We start from the raw sequence: 22,614 nt of genomic DNA, 5'->3' as shown, positions 1-22,614 counted from the left end.
GGGTACGGTCATCCGTAATCTGTCGTAGGAGCGAGCTTTGCTCGCGATTCTTGTCAGTGTGATCGCCAGCAGAGCCGGCTCCTACGGATTCACAGCTTGGCCTTCACCGCCGCCAGGGCTTCGCCGCCGTCGCGGGTGGTCACGCCTTCCAGCCACTGGTCGAGCATCTCGGGATGTGCCGCGATCCAGGCTTTCACCGCCTCGGCGTTGCTGCCCTTTTTCTCCAGCGCCGAGGCCATGATGCTGTTCTCCATTTCCTGGGTGAAGCTCAGGTTGGCGAGCAGCCGGGCAGCGTTCGGGCAAGCCTGCCGGTAGCCCTTGCGGGTCAGGGTGTAGACACTGCCGCTGCTGCCGAAGTAGGCCTCGCCGCCCTTCAGGTAGCGCATGTCGATCTGCACGTTCATCGGATGCGGCGTCCAGCCGAGGAAGACGATGAAGCGCTGCCGCTTCACTGCGCGGGACACCTCGGAGAGCATGGCCTGTTCGCCCGACTCCACCAGCCGCCATTTGCCCAGGTCGAACTCGTTCTTGGCGATGATCTGCTGGATCGACTGGTTGGCCGGTGCGCCCGAGCCGATGCCATAGATCTTCTGGTTGAAGCGGTCGGCGAACTTGTTCAGGTCGGCGAAATCCTTCACCCCGGCTTCCCAGGCATAGGTCGGAACCGCCAGGGTGAACTCGGTGCCGTCCAGGTTCTTCGCCAACTGCTCCACATTGCCGTTGGCGACGAACTTGTCGTGGTAGCTCTGCTGGGCCGGCATCCAGTTGCCGAGGAAGGCATCCACCAGGCCGTCCTTGAGCCCACCGAAGATGATCGGCACCGCCAGGGTATCGACCTTGGTCTGGTAGCCCATGCCGTCGAGCAGGAAGGTCGCGATGCCGTTGGTCACGGCGATATCGCTCCAGCCCGGATCGGCCAATTTCACCGTGGCGCAGCTGGCGTCCTCGGCCTGGACGTGGAACGTGGCGGCCGCCAGCAGACAGCCGCCGGCGAGTACTGCGTTGAGTCTTTTCATGCCTTCCTCCCCTGGTTTTTCTCGGATGGGCGATGCGCCCGTTTTGTTTTTCTACGGCCTGGGATAGCGCGCCCGGCGCTCCAGATCGTCCAGATCGATGTGATTGCGCATGTACTGCTGGCTGGCGTCGACCCAGGGCTGGTGGTCCCAACTGGTGCGCGTGCCCTGCTCCAGCGCGGCGGCGACGAAGCGACGGCGGCGCTGGCTGGCCAGGGTCGCCGCATGGATCGCCGGGATGTCCCAGCGGGTGCGGGCCTCGCCGATGAAGTCGTCGAGCAATGCGCGATAGGCCGGATCGAGCGCCAGGTTGCGGCACTCCTGCGGGTCTTCGAGTATGTCGAAGAGCAACGGAGCGTCCTGCTCCGAGTGCATGTACTTGTAGCGTCCGCGGCGGATCATCATCAGCGGGCTGGTGGTGCCTTCGGCCATGTACTCGCCGAACACTTCGTCGTGGCCGCCCTCGCCCGCCAGGTGCGGCAGCAGCGAGCGTCCATCCAGCGGCAGGTGAGATTCCAGGCTGCCGCCGGCCAGTTCGACCAGGGTCGGCAGCAAGTCGATGGTCGATACCGCCGCGCCCACCCGATGGGCTTTGAAGCGGCGCGGTGCATGGACCAGCAGCGGCACCCGCGCGGCCATCTCGAACCAGTGCATTTTGTACCAGAGCCCCCGCTCGCCCAGCATGTCGCCATGGTCGCCGGAGAACACGATCAAGGTGTCATCGGCCAGACCGCAGGCTTCCAGGGTGCCGAGCAGCTTGCCGATGTTGTCGTCGATATAGCTGCAGGCACCGAAGTAAGCGCGGCGGGCGTCGCGGATTTTTTCCGGCGGCAGCGGCTTGTCCCAGAGATCGATGACCTTGAGCAGGCGCTGCGAGTGCGGGTCCTGCTCGGCCTGGGGAATCGTCTGGCGCGGCAGGGGGATGTCGTCGTCCTGGTAGCGATTCCAGTATTCGGCCGGGATGGTGTAGGGGTCGTGGGGATGGGTCATCGACACCGTCAGGCAGAACGGCCGGGTGTCGTCGCCGCGCACGTGGTCGTAGAGATACTGTTGTGCCTTGAACACTACTTCTTCATCGAAATCCAACTGGTTAGTGCGCACACAGGGGCCGGCCTGCAGCACCGACGACATGTTGTGGTACCAACTCGGCCGTACCTCCGGCTCGTCCCAGTTCACCGCCCAGCCGTAATCGGCCGGGTAGATGTCGCTGGTCAGGCGTTTCTCGTAGCCGTGCAACTGGTCCGGGCCGCAGAAGTGCATCTTGCCGGACAACGCAGTGCGGTAGCCGAGGCGACGCAGGTAATGGGCATAGGTAGGCACGTCGGCCGGGAAGTCGGCAGCATTGTCGTAGGCACCGATCTTCGACGGTAACTGGCCGCTCACCAAGCTGAAGCGCGAGGGCGCACACAACGGGCTGTTGCAGTAGGCAGCATCGAAGACCACGCCCTCGGCAGCGAGCCGGCCGAGGTTCGGCATCTTGATCGGCGAGGCCGGGTCGTGGATCGGCAGGATCGGCGCGGCCATCTGGTCGGCCATGATGAAGAGAATGTTGGGGCGCTTCATTGCCTGGATTACTCATTCATTGTGGTTATGCGATAGTGCTGATGGCCATGATTGGCCTCTTGGCCGGCACGGGTAAACCACACACGAATGGATGACTAGGATAAGCACAGCTTATGCAAGAGCCCGCTTCCGCGATGCCGCTCGACCTGCTCAGGGTGTTCGAATCCGCTGGCCGCCAGTTGAGTTTCACCGCAGCCGCCCTGGAGCTGGGCACCACCCAGCCGGCGGTGAGCCAGCAGATCAAGCGGCTGGAAAGGCAGCTCGGCGCGCGGCTGTTCGACCGGGTCTACCGGGGGATCGAACTCACCGAAGCCGGCCGCGTCCTGCTGGAGCATGTGCAGGCCGGGCTGGCGGCCATCGAGGAAGGTATCGAGGCGGTCACGGCCCGGCCGCAGCACGAGGTGTTGCAGGTGGCCACCGACTTCGCCTTCGCCGCCTACTGGCTGATGCCGCGCTTGCCGCGCTTCCACCAGCTCCACCCGGAGATCGACGTCAGCCTGGTGACCAGCGACCGCGGGCTCAACCTGTTGCGTTCCGACATCGATGTCGCCGTGGCGTTCGGCGACGGGCGCTTCAAACATGGCGAGGCGCAGTTATTGTTCATCGAAGAGGTGTGTCCCATCGCCAGCCCGCGTCTGCTGCAAGGGCGTCGATTGCCTCTGGCGCCCTCTGCGCTGACCGACTTCCCGCTGCTGCACCTGAAGCCGGAAACGCGTAGCCGCTGGTTCGACTGGAGCGGCCTGTTCCGCGCCCTCGGCATCGCCCAGGCACCCGCTCCGGGTTTGCTGCGCTTCGACAACTACACCCTGCTGATCCAGGCGGCACTCGCCGGGCAGGGCGTGGCCATCGGCTGGCGCCATCTGGTCGACGACCTGCTGGAACAAGGCCTGCTCTGTCCGCTGTTGAAGGAGCGGGTACGCTCGTCGTACGGCTATTACCAAGTGCTGCCGGAACGCAAGCGGCGTCAGCGGTTGACCCAGCGCTTCGTCGACTGGTTACAGGCGGAGCTGGCCGAAGAAAATGCAACGTCGTCGGGAGCCGTATAGCGGATCGTGATCCGCTGGCGCAGGTGCTGCGGCGATTCCAGTTCGTCGGCCAGGGCGGCGGCGAAGCGGCGCAGGCGATACAGCTCGCTGTCCGGGTCGGCATGCGCGGCGTCGCGGAAATCGTCGAGGTCGAAGCGCCAAGTGATTGGTGGCGGCGTGACCAGGGTCCAGTCCAGCGGGCCGTTGAGCAGCAGGTGGCGCTCGGCGTCGCCGATCAGATCGGGCTCGATGATCAGCAGCAGGTGTTTCACCCCGACCCGGGGCATGCCGACATTCAGCGCTGCCAGCATGTCCAGGGGAGAACCGGCACTGTTCGGCGGTCTGTCAGCGGCACCGTCGGGCAGATTCGGAGCGGCATGGTAGACCACCACGGCATCCATCCCGGCCACGCTCTCACTGACGCTCAGCGGGTCGTACAGATCGCCCAGCTTGGCGCGCAGGCCGGGATGCACGTCGATGGCATTGAGATCGCCGACCACCGCGACCGCTTCATGTTGCCGGCTGAGCCACTCGCTCAGCAGCGCGCTGCCCAGGCTCGAATGCGCCCCGTAAAGGGCGAGTTTGAGCACACGGGTTTCAGCGTTCTTCATGCCGTCGGGCTACCCGCTCAACGCCGCGACAGCATCAGGCCGACCAGGGTGGCGGCGCCGACAATCAAGCCCAGGCCAAGCACGGCAGTGGACCAGGGATGCTCGTGGGCATACTGGTTGGCCAACTGGCCCGCCCGGCGCGTTTGCAGCGACATGCGTTCCAGACGCGGGGAGGAATATTCCCAGAGGTGTTCGGCCCGCGCCCGCAGGTTGTCGAGGGTGTGCCGCGATTCCTTGCTGGCGCCTTGCTTGAGTTCGTCGAGGGCGGCCATCAGGTTGTGGATTTCACGCTCGATCTGCTCGGCCGTGGTGGGCTGGTGTGAATTGAACAGGCCCATGGCATGGTCTCCCGTGTCGATGAGTGTGGTGTTTTTGACCGCCGCTGCAGCCAGAGGTGCCTCCGTTCATCGTAAAACACGGGTTTTCAGAGCCGACGCGCAACAGACATTGAACAGCCTCTCAGGCTTCGTAGAGCTCCAGCGGCAAATCGTCCGGGTCGGCGAAGAAGGTGAAGCGCTTGCCGGTGAGCGTATCGCTACGCACCGGTTCGGTGGTCACGCCCTGGGCGTTGAGTTCGGCGATCGCCGCATCCAGGTCGTCCACTGCGAACGCCAGGTGCCGCAGCCCACGGGCTTCCGGGTAGGACGGCCGGGGCGGTGCGCCGGGGAAGGAGAACAGCTCGAGCTGGCTGTCACCCAGGCGCAGGTCGAGCTTCCAGGAGTCGCGTTCGGCGCGGTAGGTCTCGGCGATCACGTCCAGCCCCAGCACCTGGGTGTAGAAATGTTTCGAGCGCGGATAGTCCGAGCAGATCAGGGCGACGTGATGGAGCTTTTTAAGCGGCATGGCGACCTCCGGGCATGGAACCGGATGGACCGGAGCGGCAGGCGAAGGTTTCGCATTTTCTGCCAGGCATGAAAAAACCGCTGCCCCCTGCGGAGACAGCGGTCCGTCCGGCAAGCGATCAGCGGGCGCCGCGCACGCCTTCGGCCAGTTCGCGGCACAGGCCGAGGACGTCCTCGACGGCTTGCCCGGGCGTTTCCGCCTTGGCGATGCGGTCCACCAGGGCAGAGCCCACCACCACGCCGTCGGCCAGACGGGCGACGCTCGCCGCATGCTCCGGGGTGCGGATGCCGAAGCCGATGCACACCGGCAGCTCGGTATGCCGGCGCAGGCGGGCGACGGCCTGCTCGACATGCTCCAGGGTCGCCGCATTGGCGCCGGTGACGCCGGCCACCGAGACGTAATAGACGAAGCCGGAGCTGCCGTTCAGCACCTTGGGCAGGCGCTTGTCGTCGGTGGTCGGGGTGGTCAGGCGGATGAAGTCCAGCCCGGCGGCCTGGGCCGGGTCGCAGAGGTCGACGTTATGCTCTGGCGGCAGGTCGACCACGATCAGGCCGTCCACGCCCGCTTCCTTGGCGTCGGCGATGAAGCGCGGCACGCCGTACTTGTGGATCGGGTTGAAGTAGCCCATCAGTACCAGCGGGGTGCTCTGGTCGTCCTGGCGGAACTCGCGGACCATCCGCAGCGTCTTGACCAGGTCCTGCTTGGCCGCCAGGGCGCGGATGTTGGCGAGCTGGATCGACGGGCCATCGGCCATCGGGTCGGTGAACGGCATGCCCAGTTCGATCACGTCGGCACCGGCTTTCGGCAGGCCCTTGAGGATCGCCAGGGAGGCGTCGTAGCCGGGATCGCCAGCAGTGACGAAAGTCACCAGCGCGGCGCGGTTCTGTTCTTTCAGTTCGGCGAAGCGCGTCTGCAGGCGGCTCATACGACGGACTCCTTCTGTTCCTGCATGTGGTGCATGACGGTCTGCATGTCCTTGTCGCCGCGGCCGGACAGGTTGATCACCATCAGGTGGTCCTTGGGCAGCGTCGGCGCGCGCTTGAAGGCTTCGGCCAGGGCGTGGGACGACTCCAGCGCGGGGATGATGCCCTCCAGGCGGCAGCATTGGTGGAAGGCGGCCAGGGCCTCGTGGTCGGTGATCGAGGTGTACTCGACGCGGCCGATGTCGTGCAGCCAGGCGTGTTCCGGGCCGATGCCGGGGTAGTCGAGGCCGGCGGAGATCGAGTGGGCGTCGATGATCTGGCCGTCTTCGTCCTGCAGCAGGAAGGTACGGTTGCCGTGCAGCACGCCGGGCACACCGCCGTTCAGGCTGGCCGCGTGCTTGCCGGTCTCGATGCCGTGGCCGGCAGCTTCGACGCCGACGATCTTCACACCGGCATCGTCGAGGAACGGGTGGAACAGGCCCATGGCGTTGGAGCCGCCGCCGATACAGGCGACCAGGCTGTCGGGCAGGCGCCCTTCCTTCTCCATCAACTGCTCGCGGGTCTCCTTGCCGATCACTGCCTGGAAGTCGCGGACCATGGCCGGGTACGGGTGCGGGCCGGCGACGGTACCGATCAGGTAGAAGGTGGTCTCGACGTTGGTCACCCAGTCGCGCAGGGCTTCGTTCATCGCATCCTTGAGGGTGCCGGTGCCGGCGGTGACCGGAATCACTTCGGCGCCCAGCAGCTTCATGCGGAAGACGTTGGCCTGCTGGCGGTCGATGTCGGTGGTGCCCATGTAGATCACGCACTGCAGGCCGAAGCGCGCGGCCACGGTGGCGGTGGCCACGCCGTGCATGCCGGCGCCGGTCTCGGCGATGATGCGCTTCTTGCCCATGCGCCGGGCCAGGAGGATCTGGCCGATGCAGTTGTTGATCTTGTGTGCGCCGGTGTGGTTCAGCTCTTCGCGCTTGAGGTAGATCTTCGCGCCGCCGCAGTGCTCGGTGAGGCGTTCGGCGAAGTACAGCGGGCTCGGCCGGCCGACGTAGTCGCGCTGGAAATAGGCGAGTTCCGCGAGGAACGCCGGATCGGTCTTGGCCTTCTCGTATTCGGCAGCTAGGTCGTGGATCAGCGGCATCAGGGTCTCGGCGACGTACTGCCCGCCGAACTGGCCGAACAGGCCGGTGGCGTCGGGGCCGGTGCGGTATGAGGTCATGGCAGCGCTCCTGCGTTGTCCCTTCCAGCGGAAAGGGCGGGTGTTAGCGATGGGGTCATTCTACCTGTACGAGTTTGTGGAAAAAGCGATTAGACCGCGACGACATGTCAGAAAATATCACGGGTCAGTGTTCCTTCTTTCGCCCGCAATGAAGCTCAGAAAGTGATTGATTTAACACTATGCGCAGAACTTCGGTTCATGCCGGAGGGTCGCAGACACACGGCATCGAGCCGGCAACGGAGAAACGTCATGAAGCACGGAATGAAGATGGCGGGAATGGTACTTGCTGTAATGGTGGGAGCGGCCCAGGCACAAACGACGGAGTTGGATGGTATTGGCGTATCCCGCGATGTGCCCTGTAACGGCCAGGACGTGAGCATCAGCGGCAACGGCAACCGGTTTCGCCTAAGTGGCGGCTGCGGCCAGGTCTTAGTGCATGGCTCGGAGCACATTATCGAACTTGGCGACGCCAGCCGTGTGGAGATCACCGGCGTAGGAAACCAGGTACAAGCCGGACGGATTAACCAACTGGATGTGAGCAGCACCGGGCATCGGGTGAAGGCCACTCTGCGTGGTGAGGCCGAGCGGCCAGCGCAAGTCATGGTATATGGCGCGGAGAATATTCTGACCCTCGGCTTCGAGGGCCCCGCGCAGGTGGATATCAGTGGTACTGGCCAGCAACTCGACTGGCGCGGAGACGAGCCAAAAATCTCCACCAGCGGTATCGATCACCGGATCGAGCGGCACTAGTGCCGCTGGTGGCGGCTTGCTGGGAAAGCGAATAGAGTGCCCTGACCTGTCAGGAAAACTCCCAGCATATGAGTCGAGACCTACCTCCGCTGAATGCCCTGCGCGCCTTCGAGGCCGCCGCCCGCCTGCAAAGCATCAGCCGCGCCGGCGCGGAGTTGCACGTTACCCACGGGGCCATAAGCCGACAGATTCGTGCGCTGGAAGAACAACTAGGGGTCAGTCTGTTCGACAAGGATGGCCGTGGGGTGAAACTCACCAGTGCCGGCGTGCGCCTGCGTGATGTCGCGTCCGATGCATTCGAGCGGTTGCGCGGTGCTTGCGCCGAGTTGAAACGGCACCAGGCCGACGCCCCCTTTGTCCTCGGCTGTCCGGGCAGCCTGCTGGCGCGCTGGTTCATTCCGCGCCTGGACCGGCTCAACCGCGCCTTGCCGGAGCTGCATTTGCAGCTCTCGTCCAGCGAAGGCGACCTCGACCCGCGCCGCCCCGGCGTGGACGCCACCCTGCTGTTTGCCGAAAAGCCCTGGCCGGCGGACATGCAGGTCTTCGAACTGGCGGCCGAATGCATCGGCCCGGTGCTCAGCCCCCGCTATGCCCGATCGGCCGAACTGAGCGGCGCGGCGCCGGACGCGTTGCTGAGCGAAGCCCTGCTGCACACTGCCTCGCGCCCGCAGGCCTGGCCGAACTGGGCCGCCGCCAGCGGCTTGCCATCTGCGGCGTTGCGCTACGGACAGGGGTTCGAGCATCTGTACTACCTGCTGGAAGCGGCGGTGGCGGGCCTCGGCGTGGCCATCGCCCCCCAGCAATTGGTGGCGGACGACCTCGCCGCCGGCCGGCTGATCGCCCCCTGGGGCTTCGTCGAAACCCCGGCGCGGCTGGCATTGTGGGTGCCGGCCCGGCACAACGATCCCCGCGCCGAGCGGTTGGCGGAGTGGTTGCGGGCTCAATTGGCCCGCTCCGGAAGCTGATCGGCGGAGTAAAAAAAGGGCGCAAGATGCGCCCTGGCTGCCAAAGCCGCCTTAGCTGGCCAGCGAAACCTTGACTTTCTCCGGCTTGCGGGCCGGTTCGCGGTAACCGTCCTGATTTTGCGTCTGCCAGCGCCAGGCGTCGCTGAGCATGGCGTGCAGGTCGCGTTCGGCGCGCCAGCCCAGTTCGCGCAGGGCCTTGCCGGGATCGGCCCAGCACTGGGCGATGTCTCCCGGCCGGCGGGCGACGAAGCGGTGCGGTAGCGGCCGGCCGGTCGCCTCTTCGAAGGCGCGCACCATTTGCAGTACCGAGTAGCCCTGGCCGGTACCGAGGTTCCAGACCGAGACACCCTGCTGGCGGTCGAGCCGTTCCAGGGCCTTGAGATGCCCCTTGGCCAGGTCCACCACGTGGATGTAGTCGCGCACGCCGGTGCCGTCTGCGGTGGGGTAGTCGTTGCCGTAGATGCTGAGGCGCTTCAGGCGCCCCACCGCCACTTGCAGCATATAGGGCAGCAGGTTGTTCGGGATGCCGTTGGGGTCTTCGCCGATCCGTCCGGACGGGTGGGCGCCGATGGGGTTGAAGTAGCGCAGCAGGCCGATGGACCAGCACGGGTCGGAGTTGGCCAGGCCCTTGAGGACGTTCTCCGCCATCAACTTGGATTGGCCATAGGGGTTGGTGGGGATGCCGGTGGGGCAGTCCTCGCGGATCGGCATGCTCACCGATTCGCCGTAGACGGTCGCCGAGGAGCTGAAAACCAGCTTGTAGACCCCCGCGTTGCGCATCGCCTGACACAGGGCGATGCTGCCGCCGACATTGGTTTCGTAGTAGTGCAGCGGCTCGCGGACGCTTTCACCCACCGCCTTCAGCCCGGCGAAGTGCATCACGGCCTCGATCGGATAGTCGCGGAAGACGCGCTCCACCAAGTCGCGGTCGAGAATGTCGCCGAGGACGAACTCGACCCGTTTCCCGGTCAGCTGCTCCACGCGCTCCAGCGCCAGCCGCGAGCTGTTGCACAGGTTATCCAGCACCACGACCCGGTGGCCGGCTTCGAGCAGTTCCAGCACGGTATGCGAACCGATGTAACCCGCACCCCCGGTTACCAAAATCATCGCTGCTACCCCCCTTTTCGAGCAGTCGGTCGTTCGTCATGCCCGATCGCTGCGGTCCGTCCCGGACTTGAGCCGACCGGTGTCGGCGCAAGCCGCCCCCAACCCCGAGGCGGCAGGCGCGACAGGGTGTGGCATGAGTGCCAGGGCTCGATCAGCTACAGGGATTCCGACGGGCCAAGGGCCGTTTGAGTTCCGATGGATTCGTCACGCAGAGGTCGTTGCGGCTTCGGATGACCGGAAGGAACCCAGGGCCGTTTCCGCCATCCACTAAGAGGCGGTTGGGTCCGACCCGATTCCCGGATGGACTCCCGACCCGGCCGCCACGTCGTTCAATCATCCGTGGACGCTGCCCACGAGGGCGGCAGGGAAGCCTTGCGTGCCGCTCGTACTACGAGGAAGAACCATGAGCTGGGCGGGGCCTTTCCAATACGACCTCGGTAAATCCCGCACGTCGAATGCCGGTGCAGCGCCGGCGCCGGACGTTCAGTACGCACCCGACGCACCGATCCTGCTGTGCCTGTCGCACCTGCGCTGGAGCTTCGTCTACCAGCGGCCGCAGCACCTGATGGCGCGTTTCGCCCGTGACTATCCGGTGTTCTTCTTCGAAGAACCCATCGCCAGCGACGAGCCCCGGCCCTGGCTGGAAACCCGCCGCGAGGAAGGCGGCGTCGAGGTGCTGGTGCCGCGTCTGCCGCATGGCTGGGCGGGGCGGGAGGCGGAGCAGGCGCAGCGCGAACTGCTCGATAGCTTCCTTGCCGAACGCGGCCGGGGGCGGTTGATCCTCTGGTACTACACGCCGATGAGCCTGGCCTTCACTGAGCACCTGAAGGCGGACGCGGTGGTCTACGACTGCATGGACGAACTGTCCGCCTTCCGCGGAGCGCCGCCGGAGCTGGTGACCCGCGAGCGCGAGCTGCTGGCCCGGGCCGACCTGGTGTTCACCGGCGGCTACAGCCTGTACGAGGCCAAGCGCGAGCTGCACGCCAACGCCCATCCCTTTCCCAGCAGCGTCGATATTGCCCATTTCGGTGCGGCCCGCGATCCGCAGCCGGACCCGACCGACCAGGCGCCGATCGGCCATCCGCGCCTGGGTTTCTACGGGGTGATCGACGAGCGCTTCGACATCGAGCTGCTTGCCGCCATCGCCGAACGGCGCCCGGACTGGCAGTTCGTGATGATCGGCCCGGTGGTGAAGATCGACCCGGCCAGCCTGCCGCAGCGACCCAACGTGCACTTCCTCGGCGGCAAGGTCTACGACGAGCTGCCGCAGTACCTGGCCGGCTGGGAGGTGGCGCTGATGCCCTTCGCGCTGAACGAGTCGACCCGCTTCATCAGCCCGACCAAGACCCCCGAATACCTCGCCGGCGGTTGTCCGGTGGTGTCCACGCCGATCACCGACGTGGTGCGCACCTACGGCGACAGCGGCGTGGTACGCATCGCCGGGAGCGCCGACGAATTCGTCGACGCCTGCGAAGCCGCCCTGCGTGACGCCGCCGACCGCGACCGCCTGCTGCGCACCGCCGACGCGGTGCTGGCCGACATGTCCTGGGACACCACCTGGGCCCAGATGAAGGAGAAAATCGAATGCGCGATGAACTGAACGCGGCCGGCCGCAAGGGCTTCGACTACCTGATCGTCGGCGCGGGTTTCGCCGGCAGCGTGCTCGCCGAGCGGCTGGCGGCCGGGCTGGGCAAGCGGGTCCTGCTGGTCGACCGCCGTCCGCACATCGGCGGCAACGCCTACGACCACTACAACGACGACGGCATCCTGGTGCACCGCTACGGGCCGCACATCTTCCACACCAATGCCCCGCGCATCGTCGAATATCTCTCGCGCTTCACTGAGTGGCGCCCCTACGAGCACCGGGTACTGGCCGAGGTGGACGGCCAGCAGGTGCCGATCCCGATCAACCTCACCACCCTCAACCGCCTCTACGGCCTCGAACTCGACGAGGCGGGGGCGGAGCGTTTCCTCGCCAGCCGAGCCGAGCCGGTAGCGGATATCCGTACCTCCGAGGATGTGGTGATCAACCAGATTGGCCGCGAGCTGTACGAGAAATTCTTCCGAGGCTACACCCGCAAGCAGTGGGGCCTGGACCCCTCGCAACTGGACAAGTCGGTGACCTCGCGGGTGCCGACCCGCACCAACGCCGACGACCGCTATTTCGGCGACAGCTTCCAGATGATGCCGCTGGACGGCTATACGCGGATGTTCGAAAAAATGCTCGACCACCCGAATATCAAGGTGATGGTCAACACCGATTTCAAGGAAATCCGCGACGAGGTGCAGTACGACCATCTGGTGTACTGCGGGCCTATCGACGAATACTTCGGCTATTGCTACGGCAAGCTGCCCTACCGCTCGCTGCGGTTCCAGCACGAGACCGTCGACCGGGAGCGCTTCCAGCCGGTAGCGGTGGTCAACTACCCCGCCGAGGATGTGCCTTACACCCGCATCACCGAGTACAAGCACCTCACCGGCCAGCGGCATCACAAGACCAGCCTGACCTACGAATACCCGTCCGCCGAGGGCGATCCCTACTACCCGATCCCGCGTCCCGAGAATGTCGAGCTGTACAAGCGCTACCAGGCTCTCGCCGACGCCACGCCGGGGGTGACCTTCCTCGGCCGGCTGGGCACCTATCGTTACTACAACATGGACCAGGTGGTCGGCCAGGCGCTGGCGCTGTACAAGCGCATCGAGGAAGCGGAGCGCGGCTCCGAGGCCGACGCCGAGTTGGAAGAGCCCTTGGCCCGGCAGGCCACCTGACGGAATCGCGAAACAGGCAGGAGAGACGATGTACCTACCCTCCGTGTTCGACAGCTTCTTCATGGGCGGCTTCGAATGCTCGACCCACCGGCGCCATGACGGTCGCCGGCTCGACCTGATCGCCGCCACCGGCCACGACCGCCATGCACCGGCGGACTACGCCGCCCTGCGCCGCCACGGTCTGCGCAGCGTGCGAGACGGGGTGCGCTGGCATCTGATCGAGACGGCCCCCGGACGCTATGACTGGTCGAGCCTGCTGCCCATGCTGTGTGCCGCCCGCGAGCAGCGGGTACAGGTGATCTGGGATCTCTGCCACTACGGCTGGCCGGACGACCTCGACATCTGGCAGCCGGCCTTCGTCGAGCGCTTCGCCCGCTTCGCCGGTGCCGTGGCGCGGCTGGTGCGCGACGAGGGCATCGAGGTGCCCTTCTATGCGCCAGTCAACGAGATGTCCTACTGGGCCTGGGCCGGTGGCGATCAGGCGCACTTCAATCCCATGGCCCAGGGTCGTGGGCAGGAACTCAAGCACCAATTGGTGCGCGCCAGCATCGCCGCCATCGAGGCGATCCGCGCCGAGGTGCCGAAGGCGCGCTTCGTCCAGATCGACCCGGTGATCCATGTGGCGCCTGCCAGCGATCGTCCCGACGACCAGGCAGCCGCCGAGGCCTATCGCCAGGCCCAGTACGAAGCCTGGGACCTGCTCACCGGGCGCGCCTGGCCGGGACTCGGCGGGCGCCCGGAGTACCTCGACATCCTCGGCATGAACTTCTACTCGGACAACCAGTGGTTCCACGGTGGCGCGACCATCCCCCCCGGGCATCCGGCCTACCGCCCGTTCCAGGGCATCCTCGCCGAGGTCTACCAGCGCTATCGGCGGCCGCTGCTGGTGGCCGAGACCGGCGCCGAGGGCGAGGCGCGCGGCCCCTGGCTGCGCTACGTCGCCGAGCAGGTGATGGCGGCCCTGGAGCGTGGCGTGCCGGTGGAGGGTATCTGCCTGTATCCGGTGCTCGACTACCCCGGCTGGACCAACGAACGCCACTGTCCGACGGGCCTGCTCGGCTATCCCGATGCGGACGGCACACGGCCGGTCTGTGCGGAGCTGGGGCAGGAGCTGCATCGTCAACAAGCGCGCCTGGAGAGGCTGCGCGAAGAACGGGGCCGGCTGGCCTCGGCGTTGCCGTGAACATCATGGCCCGCCCGCTCGGCCGGCGCGAGCAGGCGCTGCCGAGCCGCCCGATCCCGTTCCTCTGGCGCTACGTTCGTCTGCGCCCCTGGCATTTCGGCGTGCTTGCCGCGGTGATCGTCGGTGCCGCCGCCAGCGCGGTGGCGGTGCAGTACGGCATGAAGCTGCTGGTGGATGCCATGGCGTCCGGCGGCGAGCGCCGCAGCGCTGATGTGTGGACGCCGCTGGCGCTGTTCCTCGGCCTGATCGTGCTGGAAAATGCGCTCTGGCGGACGGGTGGCTGGCTCGGCTGCCGGACCGTGGTGGCGAGCTGCGTAGACCTACGCATCGACCTGTTCAAGTACCTGACCGGCCACCCGATGCGCTACTTCAACGAGCATTTCGCCGGCGCCCTGGGTAACCGCATCACCGCCACCGGCGCGGCGGCGGGGTCGATCTACGGTGGCCTGGCCTGGAAGATCACCCCGCCGGTGGTGGACTTCCTCGGCGCCGTGGTGGTGCTGTTCACCGTCGATTGGCGCATGGCGGTGGCGCTGATCGGCTTCGTGCTGCTGGTGGCGCTGCTGATCACCGGTTTCGGCATCCGCGGCCGCTCCCGGCACCAGCGCTATGCGGCTCAGGCGGCGCACGTCGGCGGCGAACTGGTGGACGCGGTGTCCAACGTCTGGACCATCAAGGCGTTCTCCGCCCGCGACCGCGAGAGCGAGCGACTGGCCCAGGAGATCGGCATCGAGGCCCGCGCCCACCGGCGCAGCTGGATGTACCTGGAGAAGGCGCGGGTGATTCACGACCTCTGCCTGGCGGTGATGGCTGGCGGCATGCTGCTCTGGGCCATCGTTCTCTGGCGCGCCGGACAGGTGACGCCCGGAGACGTGGTGCTGGTCAGTGCCCTCACCTTCCGCATCCTCCACGGCTCGCGCGACCTGGCCTTGGCCCTGGTGGACGCGACCCAGCAACTCGGCGCCATCGCCGACACCCTGCGGGTGATCGTCCAGCCCCACGCGCTGGACGACCCCGACCGGCCGCTGGAGGCTGCCGACGGTACCCTCGACCTGATCGACGTGCGCTTCAGCTACCCGGACGGCCGCGAGGTGTTCCGTGGCCTCGACCTGCACATCCCGGCCGGGCAGAAGGTGGGGATCGTCGGTCCGTCCGGCGCCGGCAAATCGACCCTGGTGCACTTGATCCAGCGCCTCGACGATGTCGGCGGCGGGCGCATCCTCATCGACGGCCACGACATCCGCGCGGTCAGTCAGGACAGCCTGCGCGCCATGATCGCGGTGGTGCCGCAGGAGACCGCGCTGTTCAACCGCAGCATCCGCGAAAACATCCGCTACGGCCGTCCGGATGCCAGCGACGCGGAGGTGGAAGAGGCCGCGCGGATGGCCTTCTGCGACAGCTTCATCCGCGACCTGCCGGAGGGCTACGACACCCTGGTGGGCGAGCGCGGGGTGATGCTTTCCGGCGGCCAGCGGCAACGCCTCGGCATCGCCCGGGCCTTCCTCAAGGACGCGCCGATCCTGATCCTCGACGAGGCCACCTCGGCGCTGGACACCCATTCCGAGGCCGAGATCCAGGTCGCCCTGGCCGGGCTGGTGCGGGGCCGCACGGTGCTGGCGGTGGCGCATCGCTTGTCCACGGTGGCCAACTTCGACCGCATCCTGGTGCTGCACGACGGTCGTGTCATCGAAGACGGTCCGCCGGGCCGCCTGCTGGAGCAGGGCGGTCTGTACGCGACCCTGTGGCGGATGCAGGTGGAAGGCTTCCGTCGGGATGCCGGGCCGGAGTGAGGCCATGCAGCGCGCCCGGGTCAGTTCTTCCAGCCTGCGCTCGGTCGGCTACGACCCCGAGCGGCGCGTGCTGGAGGTGGAGTTCAGCAACGGCAGCCTCTACCAGTACGAGGGCGTGCCGGGGGAGATCGTCCGCGAGCTGCTCGCCGCCGACTCCCTCGGGACCTACTTCAACCAGGTCTTCAAGGCCAGCGGCTTCCCCTACCGGCGTCTACAGTGAAAACCAGGATCCGGCGCCGCCGGTCCCGTGTATCCAGCCCATGAGGAGACGGCCATGTCCGACCATCACACCTACAAGAAGATCGAACTGGTGGGGTCGTCCGCCACCAGCATCGAAGACGCCATCAACAACGCCCTGGCCGAAGCCTCGAAGAGCCTGCAGCTTCTCGAATGGTTCGAAGTGACCGAGACCCGCGGACACATTCGCAACGGCGCGGTGGCGCATTTCCAGGTGACCCTCAAGGTGGGGTTCCGCATCGCCGACAGTTGAAACATCCACCCACGGCAGAACCAACCGGAGCCGGCTCTGTCTGTGCTTAAGCGCCTTGTGGCGTTTTGCTGGCGCGGTCCTGTAAGGGCCGTCGTGTTCATGGAGCGAAGGAGCGTTATCGATGAAAAAACTGATGGGGGTGTTGGCTCTGTCCAGCCTGGCCGGTACGGTGCTGGCTGCCGGTAAGCCATGCGACGAACTGAAGGCGGAAATCGACGCGAAACTCCAAGCCAAGGGTGTCAGCGCCTACAGTCTGGAGGTCGTGGATAAAGGCAGCGCGACCGACAAACAGGTGGTCGGCAGTTGCGAAGGCGGTACCAAGGAAATCGTCTACCAGCGTGGGTGAGGCTACGGGCGGTGGGAGCGAATTCGTTCGCGAATGGGTTCGCTCTCGCCGCTTCGTTCAGTCGTCGTCTGGGGTTGACTCGGGTTTCGCTGCCAGGATGAGGAGGCGGTCGATCAGACCCCAACTCAGCCTACGGTCAAACACCCCACCCTGCCCTTCAATGACCCTTCACCTCAACCCCGCCAGAATCTCGAAACTGCGCCGCCGATGCTCCTGCTCGTACAGATCGCAGGTAAAGATCAGCTCATCCGCCCGGGTCTGTTCCAGCAGGATGTCCAGCCGCGCCCGCACCTTCTCCGGCCCGCCGATCACCGCCATGCCGAGGAAACTGCCCACCGCATCCTGCTCGTGGGGCAGCCACAGGCCCTGCATGCTCCGCACCGGCGGGCGCAGCACCAGACTTTCCCCGCGCAGCAGCGCCAGCACCCGCTGGAACGCGGTGGTCGCCAGGTATTCGGCCTCTTCGTCGGTGGGGGCGGCGATCAGTGGCACACCGAGCATCACGTAAGGTTTGTCGAGCACCGACGAAGGCTGGAAGTTCTCCCGGTACAGGCGGATCGCCTCGTGCATGTAGCGTGGCGCGAAATGCGAGGCGAAGGCATAGGGCAGGCCCTTGGCTGCCGCCAATTGGGCACTGAACAGGCTGGAGCCGAGCAGCCAGATCGGTACTTGGCTATCCACGCCGGGCATGGCGATCACCCGCTGGCCGGGCTGGCGCGGACCGAGCAAGTGCTGCAACTCCTCGACATCCTTCGGGAAGTCATCGGCCGTGCCGAGCCGGTCGCGGCGCAGGGCGTGGGCGGTGTACTGATCGGCGCCGGGCGCGCGGCCGAGGCCCAGGTCGATACGCCCCGGATAGAGCGCCGCCAGGGTGCCGAACTGCTCGGCAACCACCAAGGGCGAATGGTTGGGCAGCATCACCCCGCCGGCACCGAGACGGATGCGCGAGGTACCGGCCGCCAGGTAGCCGATCAGCACGGCCGTGGCGGAGCTGGCGATGCCCTCCATGTTGTGGTGCTCGGCGACCCAGAAACGGGTGAAGCCGAGCTGCTCCACGTGCCGGGCCAGGGCCAGCGAGTTGTGCAGGGCCTGGGCGGCATCGCCGTCGTCGCGCACCGGCGCCAGGTCGAGGATGGAAATCGGGATATCGGACAGTCGGCTCATGGGTTTCCCCTTGCATGAGTCAGGGATGTGCGGGCGGCGATGGGCAAACACAAGGGCAACCCGTCGTCCACCTCATTCGCGCGGCTTGGCGCATTCCGGCAACGAAGGCCCGTTTCGCCGTTCGTAACGTTCCAGCAACGGCTGGGTGCTCAGCCCATGGACCAGGATGCTCAGCGCCACCACCGACAAGGTCAGGCCGACCACTGCGGTGGTGGCCGGGTCGTGCAGGCCGTGGGTCAGTGCGTAGGCGAGGTAATACAGACTACCGATGCCGCGGATGCCGAACCAGCCGATCAGCCGGCGTTGCTCGGCGCTCACCACCGAGGCGGGCATCAGCAGACGCACCCCCAGCGGGCGAATGACACAGAACAGGGCGAGGCCGAGCAGCAGTGCGCGGCTGTCCCAGTGGGCTGGCAGCAGCACGCCGAGCAGGGTGACCAACAGAACCTCCAGGCTGCGCTCCAGCAGATTGCCGAAGGTCAGGATGTCGCCGATCAGCACCCCGGCGGCGATCTTCGGCTCGGCGATGCGCTGGCCGTCGATGGACGCGGCTTCGCCGGACGCGCGCGGCACCGATTGCAGGGTCAGCTCCTCGGCCGGCACCGGCGAGCGGCCGGAGGAGTCCACCTCGGCGCGCCGCAGGCCAACGCCGGCGGCGAAGGTGGAAAGGAAACCCCAGGCACCGATCATCTCGGCACCGGCGTAGGACAGGGCGATCAGCGCCAGGGCGAGGAAATCGTTCGGCGACATGGCGGTATCCGCATGCCGGGCACGCAGGTAGATCGCCAGCCGGCCCACCACCCGGCCGAGGAAGAAGCCCAGCAGCAAGGCCGCCGGAATCGCCCAGAGCAGCCGGTGCAGCGCCCACTGCCCGATCCAGTCGGCGGTCAGCCGGTCATGCTCGATCACCAGCAAGGCCAGCACCACGAAGGGGAAGGCCATGCCGTCGTTCAGCCCGGCCTCGCCGGTCAGTCCGTAGCGCACCCGGTCGCAGTCGCGGGCGTGGTTCACCTGCACCAGGCTGGCCAGCACCGGATCGGTGGGCGCCAGCAGCGCACCGATCAGCAGCGAAATGCCCCAGTCGAGTCCGAACAGGTAGCGGCAGCACAGGCACACGCCGAGGATGCTGACCAGCATCACCGGGCCGGTCAGCAGGGCGGCGCCGACCCACGCCGGATCGCGGAAGCGCAGGCGCAGCTTGAGCCCGCTGAAGAACAGCGAGACCAGCACGGCGACTTCGGTGAGGTGCTCCAGCCAGGGCGTCACGGCGAAGAAGTCCACCTGCCAGAAGCCGACGCCCATCTGGCTGATCAGCAGGCCGAAGCCGAGGTAGATCACCGAGGTGGTGACCGGCAGCCAGCGCAGGTATGCGGACGCCAGGGCGAGGATGAGCAACAGCGTGCCCAGTACCGTCATCCATTCGAGGAAATTCATGCGCCTGCCTTGGAAGCGAGCGGAAAGCAGCGCTTGCACGCGCGGTAATCGTCACGTGCAAGCGCAGGACCGTCGCAAGCGACGGTCCTGTTCATTCGAGTGGAGGCGTTCGCGTAGGTTCAGTGGCGATCAGAACGTCCCGCAGCGCAACACCTTGCCCCGGGCCAGCACATTGCGTTGGTCGTCGTACAGCCAGGCCTGGGCCTTCATGATCATGGGGCGCGCTTCCAGGCGATAGCGTTTCCCGGCAACGAAATTGTCGTAGCGGATTCGCAGTTCGCAGGTCATCTGCACGGGCTCGCTGACATTCGACAAAGCGCCCCCTCCGGCCACCTCGAAGCGCAGGTTGACTTCCAGCTCATGGGCGCCGGGGCTGACCTGGAAATAGCGGCCATCGCCCCAGCGCTTGTCGTCCAGGCGCTGGGCCATCAGCAGGTTGTCGGCGGTGGTGTAGAGGTCGATCCAGGCCTGTTGCGGGTCATGGCGCGGCAGCGGGCTGGCGCAGGCGGTCAGGAGGGTGAGTAGGAACAGGGCGGGCAGCAGGCGCATGGCGGTCTCGAGGCGGTGGTGGAGACCCTCCCAGCATAGCGCGCTCAGACTCCGCCACAACGCATCTCCTGCCCCCGCGCCAGCAGGCGGTCGTCCTGATCGTAGAGCTTCACCCAGGCGCGGAAGCCCACCTGGCCGGCCTGCAGGCGATAGCGCTGGCCGGCGCCGAAACTGTCGTAGCGCAACCGCAGGCGGCAATCGCGCTGGTGCGGCTGGCTGTCCAGGCCGATATCGTCGCCGCTGACCTCGAACTGGTAGCGCATGCCCAGCTCGTGGGCACCGGGCGGCACCTGGAAATAACGGCGGTCGTCCCAGGGTCGCTCGTCCACTTCGGCGGCGTGCAGCCGGCTGTCGTGGGCGGGATCGAGATCGACCCAGGCCTGGTTGGGATCGGGGCGCGGCATCAACAGGCCGCAGCCGGAGAGCGCGAGCAGGCCGATGAAAATGAAGGAGGCAGAAAAACCACGCATGCTGAACTCCGCAGAGGCAGTGAGAATCAGGTATGGACATTCGCCACACGGAGCGCTCAGGCTTGCGCTGCCCGAGCATGGCAAACACCTGTTTGGACTCAAGGACCGCAAATGCCGCGCCTTTCAGCCCCCTCTCTCGACCGTTTCGCCCGGCCCTGGGTTCCCTTGCTGCTCGTCGTCTGGCTGAACGGTTGTTCCAGCGTCGCCTATTACGGCCAGTTGCTGGAGGGCCAGCTGGATCTGCTGAGCCGCCGCGAGCCGATCACCGGGGTGGTGAGCGATGAAAGCCGCGATACCCGTCTGCGCCAGCGCCTGGCCTTGGCGCTCCAGGCCCGTGCCTTTGCCAGCGCCGAATTGGGCCTGCCGGACAACGACAGCTACCGCCTCTATGCCGACATCGGCCGGCCCTACGTGGTGTGGAACGTCTTCGCTACGCCGGAGCTGTCTCTGGAGCCGCTGACCCACTGCTTCCCCGTCGCCGGCTGCGTCGCCTACCGCGGCTACTACCGCCAGGGCGCGGCCCGTGGTGCGGCGGCCCTGTTGCAGCAGGACGGCTGGGAGACCTACGTCGCTGGCATCCCGGCCTACTCCACCCTCGGCTGGTTCGACGACCCCATCCTCAACTCCATGCTGCACTGGGACGACGACCGCCTCGCCGCGACGATCTTCCACGAACTGGCGCACCAGAGGTTCTACGTGCGCGACGACACCGCCTTCAACGAATCCTTCGCCAGCTTCGTCGAGCGCGAGGGCCTGCGCCAATGGCGCGCCCATCGCGGCCTGCCTCCGGTCGACCCGACGGCCCTGCGCCAGCGCGAACAATTCACCGCCCTCGTCCTCTCCACCCGCGAAGAACTGCAACGGCTCTACGCCAGCGACCTGTCGGACGCCGAGAAACGCCAACGCAAGGCTGTCGCCTTCGAACGCCTGCGCCAGGACTACCGCCACCTGCGCGACAGCGAATGGCACGGCGACCACCGCTACGACGCTTGGATCGAAAGCCCCCTCAACAACGCCAAACTCCTCCCCTTCGGCCTCTACGACCGCTGGGTCCCCGCCTTCGCCGCATTGTTCGAACGGGAGGGAAAGGATTGGAAGAAGTTCTACGGGGCGGTGGAGCGGTTGGGGAGGTTGTCGGCGGAAGAGCGGGAAGAGCGGCTTCAAGCATTGGCGGAGAAGCAGACCAGTCAGGCACTTTGATAACGCTCCTTGTGCGGCCGGTCGCTTTCTTGTCCAAATGCCCGTGGTAGACATACCGCTTCCAGGATTTTGTTCTCGCAGGGAGAAGGGAAGCGATGCGTCTGATTCGTTCTTTATCCGTGGGCATGCTGGCCCTCGGAATCCACCAGGGTACCCAGGCAGCCTGCACGTTGCGGTTCACGTCTCCGGGTGATGGCGCCACCGTCAGGGGCGCAAGTATCACCGTCTACGGCCAGGGCGGCGCGGATGCCAATCAGGGCGATTCCGGGACGGTAACGGCCACACTCAACGGCTCTTCGTTCTTCACATACTCCGGCTCTTTCACGGCAGCGGTGTCCTTTCTGCAGTCTCGAGGCGTGCCGGTGACGCTCCGGCCCGGGCTGAATTTCTTCTCCGTTTCGGGGAGTGCCGGCTCGTGCAGCGCTTCCGACACCATGACGGTTCTCTATTCCCCTGAACTCGATCTTGGGAAAAACAAGGGAAGTCCGAACGAAACACCCAGCTGCGGTGCACCTGGCAATGGCCAGGGCAACCCGGTCAATGCAGCGGTGGGCAACAAGTTTCAGGATGAGCAGGACTATCGAGGCTCGGGAACGTTTCCCTTGGTTTTCTCGCGCCAATACAACAGCCTGGATGGTTACTGGCGCCACAATTACTCGACTCGCCTGAACATCGCCTCCGGGACGATCAAGCTGATACGGGCCGATGGTCACGAAGCGCTGTTTTCACTCAGCGGGACGACGACAACCGCTCAGCCTCCGGAGTTGGGCCGTTTGGTTCAGAACGGCACCGGGTGGCTATACACCACTACCGATCAAGAGCAATTCGAGTTCGATGGCCAGGGCCGCCTGACCCGGCATAGCAATCGAGAAGGGCAGGCTCATCGGCTGACCCATTCGAGCAGTACCGTCACGGTTCAGGATGACTATGGCAACAGTTTCGTTTTTACCCAGGACGACCGCTACCAGCCTTTATCCATCGAAGCCCCTGGCCTGACAGGGAGCTACCAGTACGACACCTTGGCTCGTTTGACCGGCGTGACGAGAACACGGTCGGGTGTGACGGAGCAGCGTCTCTACCACTACGGAGACAGCCGTTATCCACGCTTCCTCACCGGCATCACCGACGAACGCGGCATCCGCTACGCCACCTGGACCTACGACGACCAGGGCCGCGCGATCTCCAGCGAACACGCCAACGGTGCCG

The 22,614-nt window shown here is 66.1% G+C and carries 24 protein-coding genes; 12 read left to right on the top strand and 12 right to left on the bottom strand.

Going from position 1 to position 22,614, the window contains the following annotated elements:
• Positions 1 to 89: 89 nt before the first annotated feature.
• Together choX and betC are read right to left on the bottom strand one after the other, a co-directional pair.
• Positions 90 to 1,016, bottom strand: coding sequence for a choline ABC transporter substrate-binding protein (gene choX, locus BZL41_RS08855; protein WP_095598953.1), 927 nt, complete (start codon positions 1,014 to 1,016; stop codon positions 90 to 92).
• Between the two features lie 51 nt (positions 1,017 to 1,067).
• A complete protein-coding gene (gene betC, locus BZL41_RS08850; protein WP_095598952.1) occupies positions 1,068 to 2,576 on the bottom strand; it encodes a choline-sulfatase in 1,509 nt (502 codons plus the stop codon).
• 113 nt (positions 2,577 to 2,689) lie between these two features.
• Between betC and BZL41_RS08845 the strand changes: the two genes are divergently transcribed.
• On the top strand, positions 2,690 to 3,622 hold the full coding sequence (locus BZL41_RS08845) for a LysR family transcriptional regulator (protein WP_095598951.1): 933 nt from the start codon (positions 2,690 to 2,692) through the stop codon (positions 3,620 to 3,622).
• On the opposite strand, the gene BZL41_RS08840 is transcribed toward BZL41_RS08845, so the two are convergent.
• The 5 genes from BZL41_RS08840 to trpB all read right to left on the bottom strand — a co-directional run bounded on the left by BZL41_RS08840 (position 3,541) and on the right by trpB (position 7,191).
• On the bottom strand, positions 3,541 to 4,212 hold the full coding sequence (locus tag BZL41_RS08840) for an NAD(P)-dependent oxidoreductase (RefSeq protein WP_095598950.1): 672 nt from the start codon (positions 4,210 to 4,212) through the stop codon (positions 3,541 to 3,543). The genes BZL41_RS08845 and BZL41_RS08840 overlap by 82 nt on opposite strands.
• Before the next feature lie 17 nt (positions 4,213 to 4,229).
• Complete coding sequence (locus tag BZL41_RS08835; RefSeq protein ID WP_095598949.1) at positions 4,230 to 4,550, bottom strand: YqjD family protein; 321 nt, start codon at positions 4,548 to 4,550, stop codon at positions 4,230 to 4,232.
• A 121-nt stretch (positions 4,551 to 4,671) separates the two neighbouring features.
• Positions 4,672 to 5,055 carry a VOC family protein gene (locus tag BZL41_RS08830; RefSeq protein ID WP_095598948.1) on the bottom strand — a complete coding sequence of 128 codons (384 nt, stop codon included), beginning with the start codon at positions 5,053 to 5,055 and terminating at the stop codon, positions 4,672 to 4,674.
• Between the two features lie 118 nt (positions 5,056 to 5,173).
• Entirely contained in the window at positions 5,174 to 5,980 is an 807-nt protein-coding gene (gene trpA / locus BZL41_RS08825; RefSeq protein WP_095598947.1) for a tryptophan synthase subunit alpha, read from the bottom strand.
• Complete coding sequence (gene trpB / locus BZL41_RS08820; RefSeq protein WP_095598946.1) at positions 5,977 to 7,191, bottom strand: tryptophan synthase subunit beta; 1,215 nt, start codon at positions 7,189 to 7,191, stop codon at positions 5,977 to 5,979. Before trpB ends, trpA begins: the two co-directional genes overlap by 4 nt.
• A gap of 249 nt (positions 7,192 to 7,440) precedes the next feature.
• Between trpB and BZL41_RS08815 the strand changes: the two genes are divergently transcribed.
• Positions 7,441 to 7,941 (top strand): DUF3060 domain-containing protein, encoded by a 501-nt coding sequence (locus tag BZL41_RS08815; RefSeq protein ID WP_174706148.1) that lies wholly within the window; start codon positions 7,441 to 7,443, stop codon positions 7,939 to 7,941.
• A gap of 68 nt (positions 7,942 to 8,009) precedes the next feature.
• Positions 8,010 to 8,906 (top strand): LysR family transcriptional regulator, encoded by an 897-nt coding sequence (locus BZL41_RS08810; protein ID WP_095598945.1) that lies wholly within the window; start codon positions 8,010 to 8,012, stop codon positions 8,904 to 8,906.
• Positions 8,907 to 8,957: 51 nt separating this feature from the next.
• Here the strand turns inward: BZL41_RS08810 and galE are convergent, their stop codons facing one another.
• A complete protein-coding gene (galE, locus tag BZL41_RS08805; protein WP_095598944.1) occupies positions 8,958 to 10,013 on the bottom strand; it encodes a UDP-glucose 4-epimerase GalE in 1,056 nt (351 codons plus the stop codon).
• 403 nt (positions 10,014 to 10,416) lie between these two features.
• On the opposite strand from galE, the gene BZL41_RS08800 reads away from it, so the two are divergent.
• The 7 genes from BZL41_RS08800 to BZL41_RS08770 all read left to right on the top strand — a co-directional run bounded on the left by BZL41_RS08800 (position 10,417) and on the right by BZL41_RS08770 (position 16,591).
• A complete protein-coding gene (locus BZL41_RS08800) occupies positions 10,417 to 11,613 on the top strand; it encodes a glycosyltransferase family 1 protein (protein ID WP_095598943.1) in 1,197 nt (398 codons plus the stop codon).
• Positions 11,598 to 12,782, top strand: coding sequence for a UDP-galactopyranose mutase (gene glf / locus BZL41_RS08795; protein ID WP_095598942.1), 1,185 nt, complete (start codon positions 11,598 to 11,600; stop codon positions 12,780 to 12,782). Before BZL41_RS08800 ends, glf begins: the two co-directional genes overlap by 16 nt.
• 28 nt (positions 12,783 to 12,810) lie before the next feature.
• Entirely contained in the window at positions 12,811 to 13,965 is a 1,155-nt protein-coding gene (locus BZL41_RS08790) for a beta-glucosidase (protein WP_095598941.1), read from the top strand.
• Between the two features lie 5 nt (positions 13,966 to 13,970).
• Positions 13,971 to 15,755: an ABC transporter ATP-binding protein gene (locus BZL41_RS08785; RefSeq protein ID WP_095598971.1), complete on the top strand. Its 1,785-nt coding sequence runs from the start codon at positions 13,971 to 13,973 to the stop codon at positions 15,753 to 15,755.
• Between the two features lie 4 nt (positions 15,756 to 15,759).
• On the top strand, positions 15,760 to 15,975 hold the full coding sequence (locus BZL41_RS08780; protein WP_095598940.1) for a KTSC domain-containing protein: 216 nt from the start codon (positions 15,760 to 15,762) through the stop codon (positions 15,973 to 15,975).
• A 54-nt stretch (positions 15,976 to 16,029) separates the two neighbouring features.
• Positions 16,030 to 16,245, top strand: coding sequence for a dodecin (locus BZL41_RS08775; protein WP_095598939.1), 216 nt, complete (start codon positions 16,030 to 16,032; stop codon positions 16,243 to 16,245).
• 121 nt (positions 16,246 to 16,366) lie between these two features.
• On the top strand, positions 16,367 to 16,591 hold the full coding sequence (locus BZL41_RS08770; RefSeq protein WP_095598938.1) for a DUF1161 domain-containing protein: 225 nt from the start codon (positions 16,367 to 16,369) through the stop codon (positions 16,589 to 16,591).
• Between the two features lie 168 nt (positions 16,592 to 16,759).
• On the opposite strand, the gene BZL41_RS08765 is transcribed toward BZL41_RS08770, so the two are convergent.
• From BZL41_RS08765 to BZL41_RS08750, 4 genes are all read right to left on the bottom strand, one after another.
• A complete protein-coding gene (locus BZL41_RS08765) occupies positions 16,760 to 17,755 on the bottom strand; it encodes an LLM class flavin-dependent oxidoreductase (RefSeq protein ID WP_095598937.1) in 996 nt (331 codons plus the stop codon).
• 72 nt (positions 17,756 to 17,827) lie between these two features.
• Complete coding sequence (locus BZL41_RS08760) at positions 17,828 to 19,189, bottom strand: sodium:proton antiporter (RefSeq protein ID WP_095598936.1); 1,362 nt, start codon at positions 19,187 to 19,189, stop codon at positions 17,828 to 17,830.
• Between the two features lie 129 nt (positions 19,190 to 19,318).
• A complete protein-coding gene (locus tag BZL41_RS08755) occupies positions 19,319 to 19,738 on the bottom strand; it encodes a hypothetical protein (protein WP_095598935.1) in 420 nt (139 codons plus the stop codon).
• A gap of 44 nt (positions 19,739 to 19,782) precedes the next feature.
• Positions 19,783 to 20,208, bottom strand: a complete 426-nt coding sequence (locus BZL41_RS08750) for a hypothetical protein (RefSeq protein WP_095598934.1) — start codon at positions 20,206 to 20,208, stop codon at positions 19,783 to 19,785.
• A gap of 111 nt (positions 20,209 to 20,319) precedes the next feature.
• On the opposite strand from BZL41_RS08750, the gene BZL41_RS08745 reads away from it, so the two are divergent.
• Positions 20,320 to 21,408 carry an aminopeptidase gene (locus tag BZL41_RS08745; RefSeq protein ID WP_095598933.1) on the top strand — a complete coding sequence of 363 codons (1,089 nt, stop codon included), beginning with the start codon at positions 20,320 to 20,322 and terminating at the stop codon, positions 21,406 to 21,408.
• A gap of 95 nt (positions 21,409 to 21,503) precedes the next feature.
• On the top strand, positions 21,504 to 22,614 hold a 1,111-nt coding region (locus tag BZL41_RS27905; protein ID WP_143518050.1), incomplete at its 3' end, for a DUF6531 domain-containing protein.

It is taken from the genome of Pseudomonas sp. PIC25 (genome assembly GCF_002286785.1).
Taxonomy (GTDB): domain Bacteria; phylum Pseudomonadota; class Gammaproteobacteria; order Pseudomonadales; family Pseudomonadaceae; genus Pseudomonas_M.
The sequence above is the reverse complement of the archived record's forward strand: the minus strand, read 5'-3'. Positions and strand labels throughout refer to the sequence as shown.

Excerpts from the sequence above, each read along its gene's own strand:
- BZL41_RS08770 (WP_095598938.1), top strand. The coding sequence starts at position 16,367 with ATGAAAAAACTGATGGGGGTGTTGGCTCTGTCCAGCCTGGCCGGTACG.
- betC (WP_095598952.1), bottom strand. The coding sequence starts at position 2,576 with ATGAAGCGCCCCAACATTCTCTTCATCATGGCCGACCAGATGGCCGCG.
- BZL41_RS08830 (WP_095598948.1), bottom strand. The coding sequence starts at position 5,055 with ATGCCGCTTAAAAAGCTCCATCACGTCGCCCTGATCTGCTCGGACTAT.
- BZL41_RS08810 (WP_095598945.1), top strand. The coding sequence starts at position 8,010 with ATGAGTCGAGACCTACCTCCGCTGAATGCCCTGCGCGCCTTCGAGGCC.
- BZL41_RS08845 (WP_095598951.1), top strand. The coding sequence starts at position 2,690 with ATGCAAGAGCCCGCTTCCGCGATGCCGCTCGACCTGCTCAGGGTGTTC.
- BZL41_RS08815 (WP_174706148.1), top strand. The coding sequence starts at position 7,441 with ATGAAGCACGGAATGAAGATGGCGGGAATGGTACTTGCTGTAATGGTG.
- BZL41_RS08755 (WP_095598935.1), bottom strand. The coding sequence starts at position 19,738 with ATGCGCCTGCTGCCCGCCCTGTTCCTACTCACCCTCCTGACCGCCTGC.
- BZL41_RS08750 (WP_095598934.1), bottom strand. The coding sequence starts at position 20,208 with ATGCGTGGTTTTTCTGCCTCCTTCATTTTCATCGGCCTGCTCGCGCTC.
- choX (WP_095598953.1), bottom strand. The coding sequence starts at position 1,016 with ATGAAAAGACTCAACGCAGTACTCGCCGGCGGCTGTCTGCTGGCGGCC.
- trpB (WP_095598946.1), bottom strand. The coding sequence starts at position 7,191 with ATGACCTCATACCGCACCGGCCCCGACGCCACCGGCCTGTTCGGCCAG.
- galE (WP_095598944.1), bottom strand. The coding sequence starts at position 10,013 with ATGATTTTGGTAACCGGGGGTGCGGGTTACATCGGTTCGCATACCGTG.
- BZL41_RS08765 (WP_095598937.1), bottom strand. The coding sequence starts at position 17,755 with ATGAGCCGACTGTCCGATATCCCGATTTCCATCCTCGACCTGGCGCCG.
- BZL41_RS08785 (WP_095598971.1), top strand. The coding sequence starts at position 13,971 with ATGGCCCGCCCGCTCGGCCGGCGCGAGCAGGCGCTGCCGAGCCGCCCG.
- BZL41_RS08835 (WP_095598949.1), bottom strand. The coding sequence starts at position 4,550 with ATGGGCCTGTTCAATTCACACCAGCCCACCACGGCCGAGCAGATCGAG.
- BZL41_RS08745 (WP_095598933.1), top strand. The coding sequence starts at position 20,320 with ATGCCGCGCCTTTCAGCCCCCTCTCTCGACCGTTTCGCCCGGCCCTGG.
- BZL41_RS08775 (WP_095598939.1), top strand. The coding sequence starts at position 16,030 with ATGTCCGACCATCACACCTACAAGAAGATCGAACTGGTGGGGTCGTCC.
- BZL41_RS08760 (WP_095598936.1), bottom strand. The coding sequence starts at position 19,189 with ATGAATTTCCTCGAATGGATGACGGTACTGGGCACGCTGTTGCTCATC.
- BZL41_RS08780 (WP_095598940.1), top strand. The coding sequence starts at position 15,760 with ATGCAGCGCGCCCGGGTCAGTTCTTCCAGCCTGCGCTCGGTCGGCTAC.
- glf (WP_095598942.1), top strand. The coding sequence starts at position 11,598 with ATGCGCGATGAACTGAACGCGGCCGGCCGCAAGGGCTTCGACTACCTG.
- BZL41_RS08800 (WP_095598943.1), top strand. The coding sequence starts at position 10,417 with ATGAGCTGGGCGGGGCCTTTCCAATACGACCTCGGTAAATCCCGCACG.
- BZL41_RS08790 (WP_095598941.1), top strand. The coding sequence starts at position 12,811 with ATGTACCTACCCTCCGTGTTCGACAGCTTCTTCATGGGCGGCTTCGAA.
- BZL41_RS08840 (WP_095598950.1), bottom strand. The coding sequence starts at position 4,212 with ATGAAGAACGCTGAAACCCGTGTGCTCAAACTCGCCCTTTACGGGGCG.
- trpA (WP_095598947.1), bottom strand. The coding sequence starts at position 5,980 with ATGAGCCGCCTGCAGACGCGCTTCGCCGAACTGAAAGAACAGAACCGC.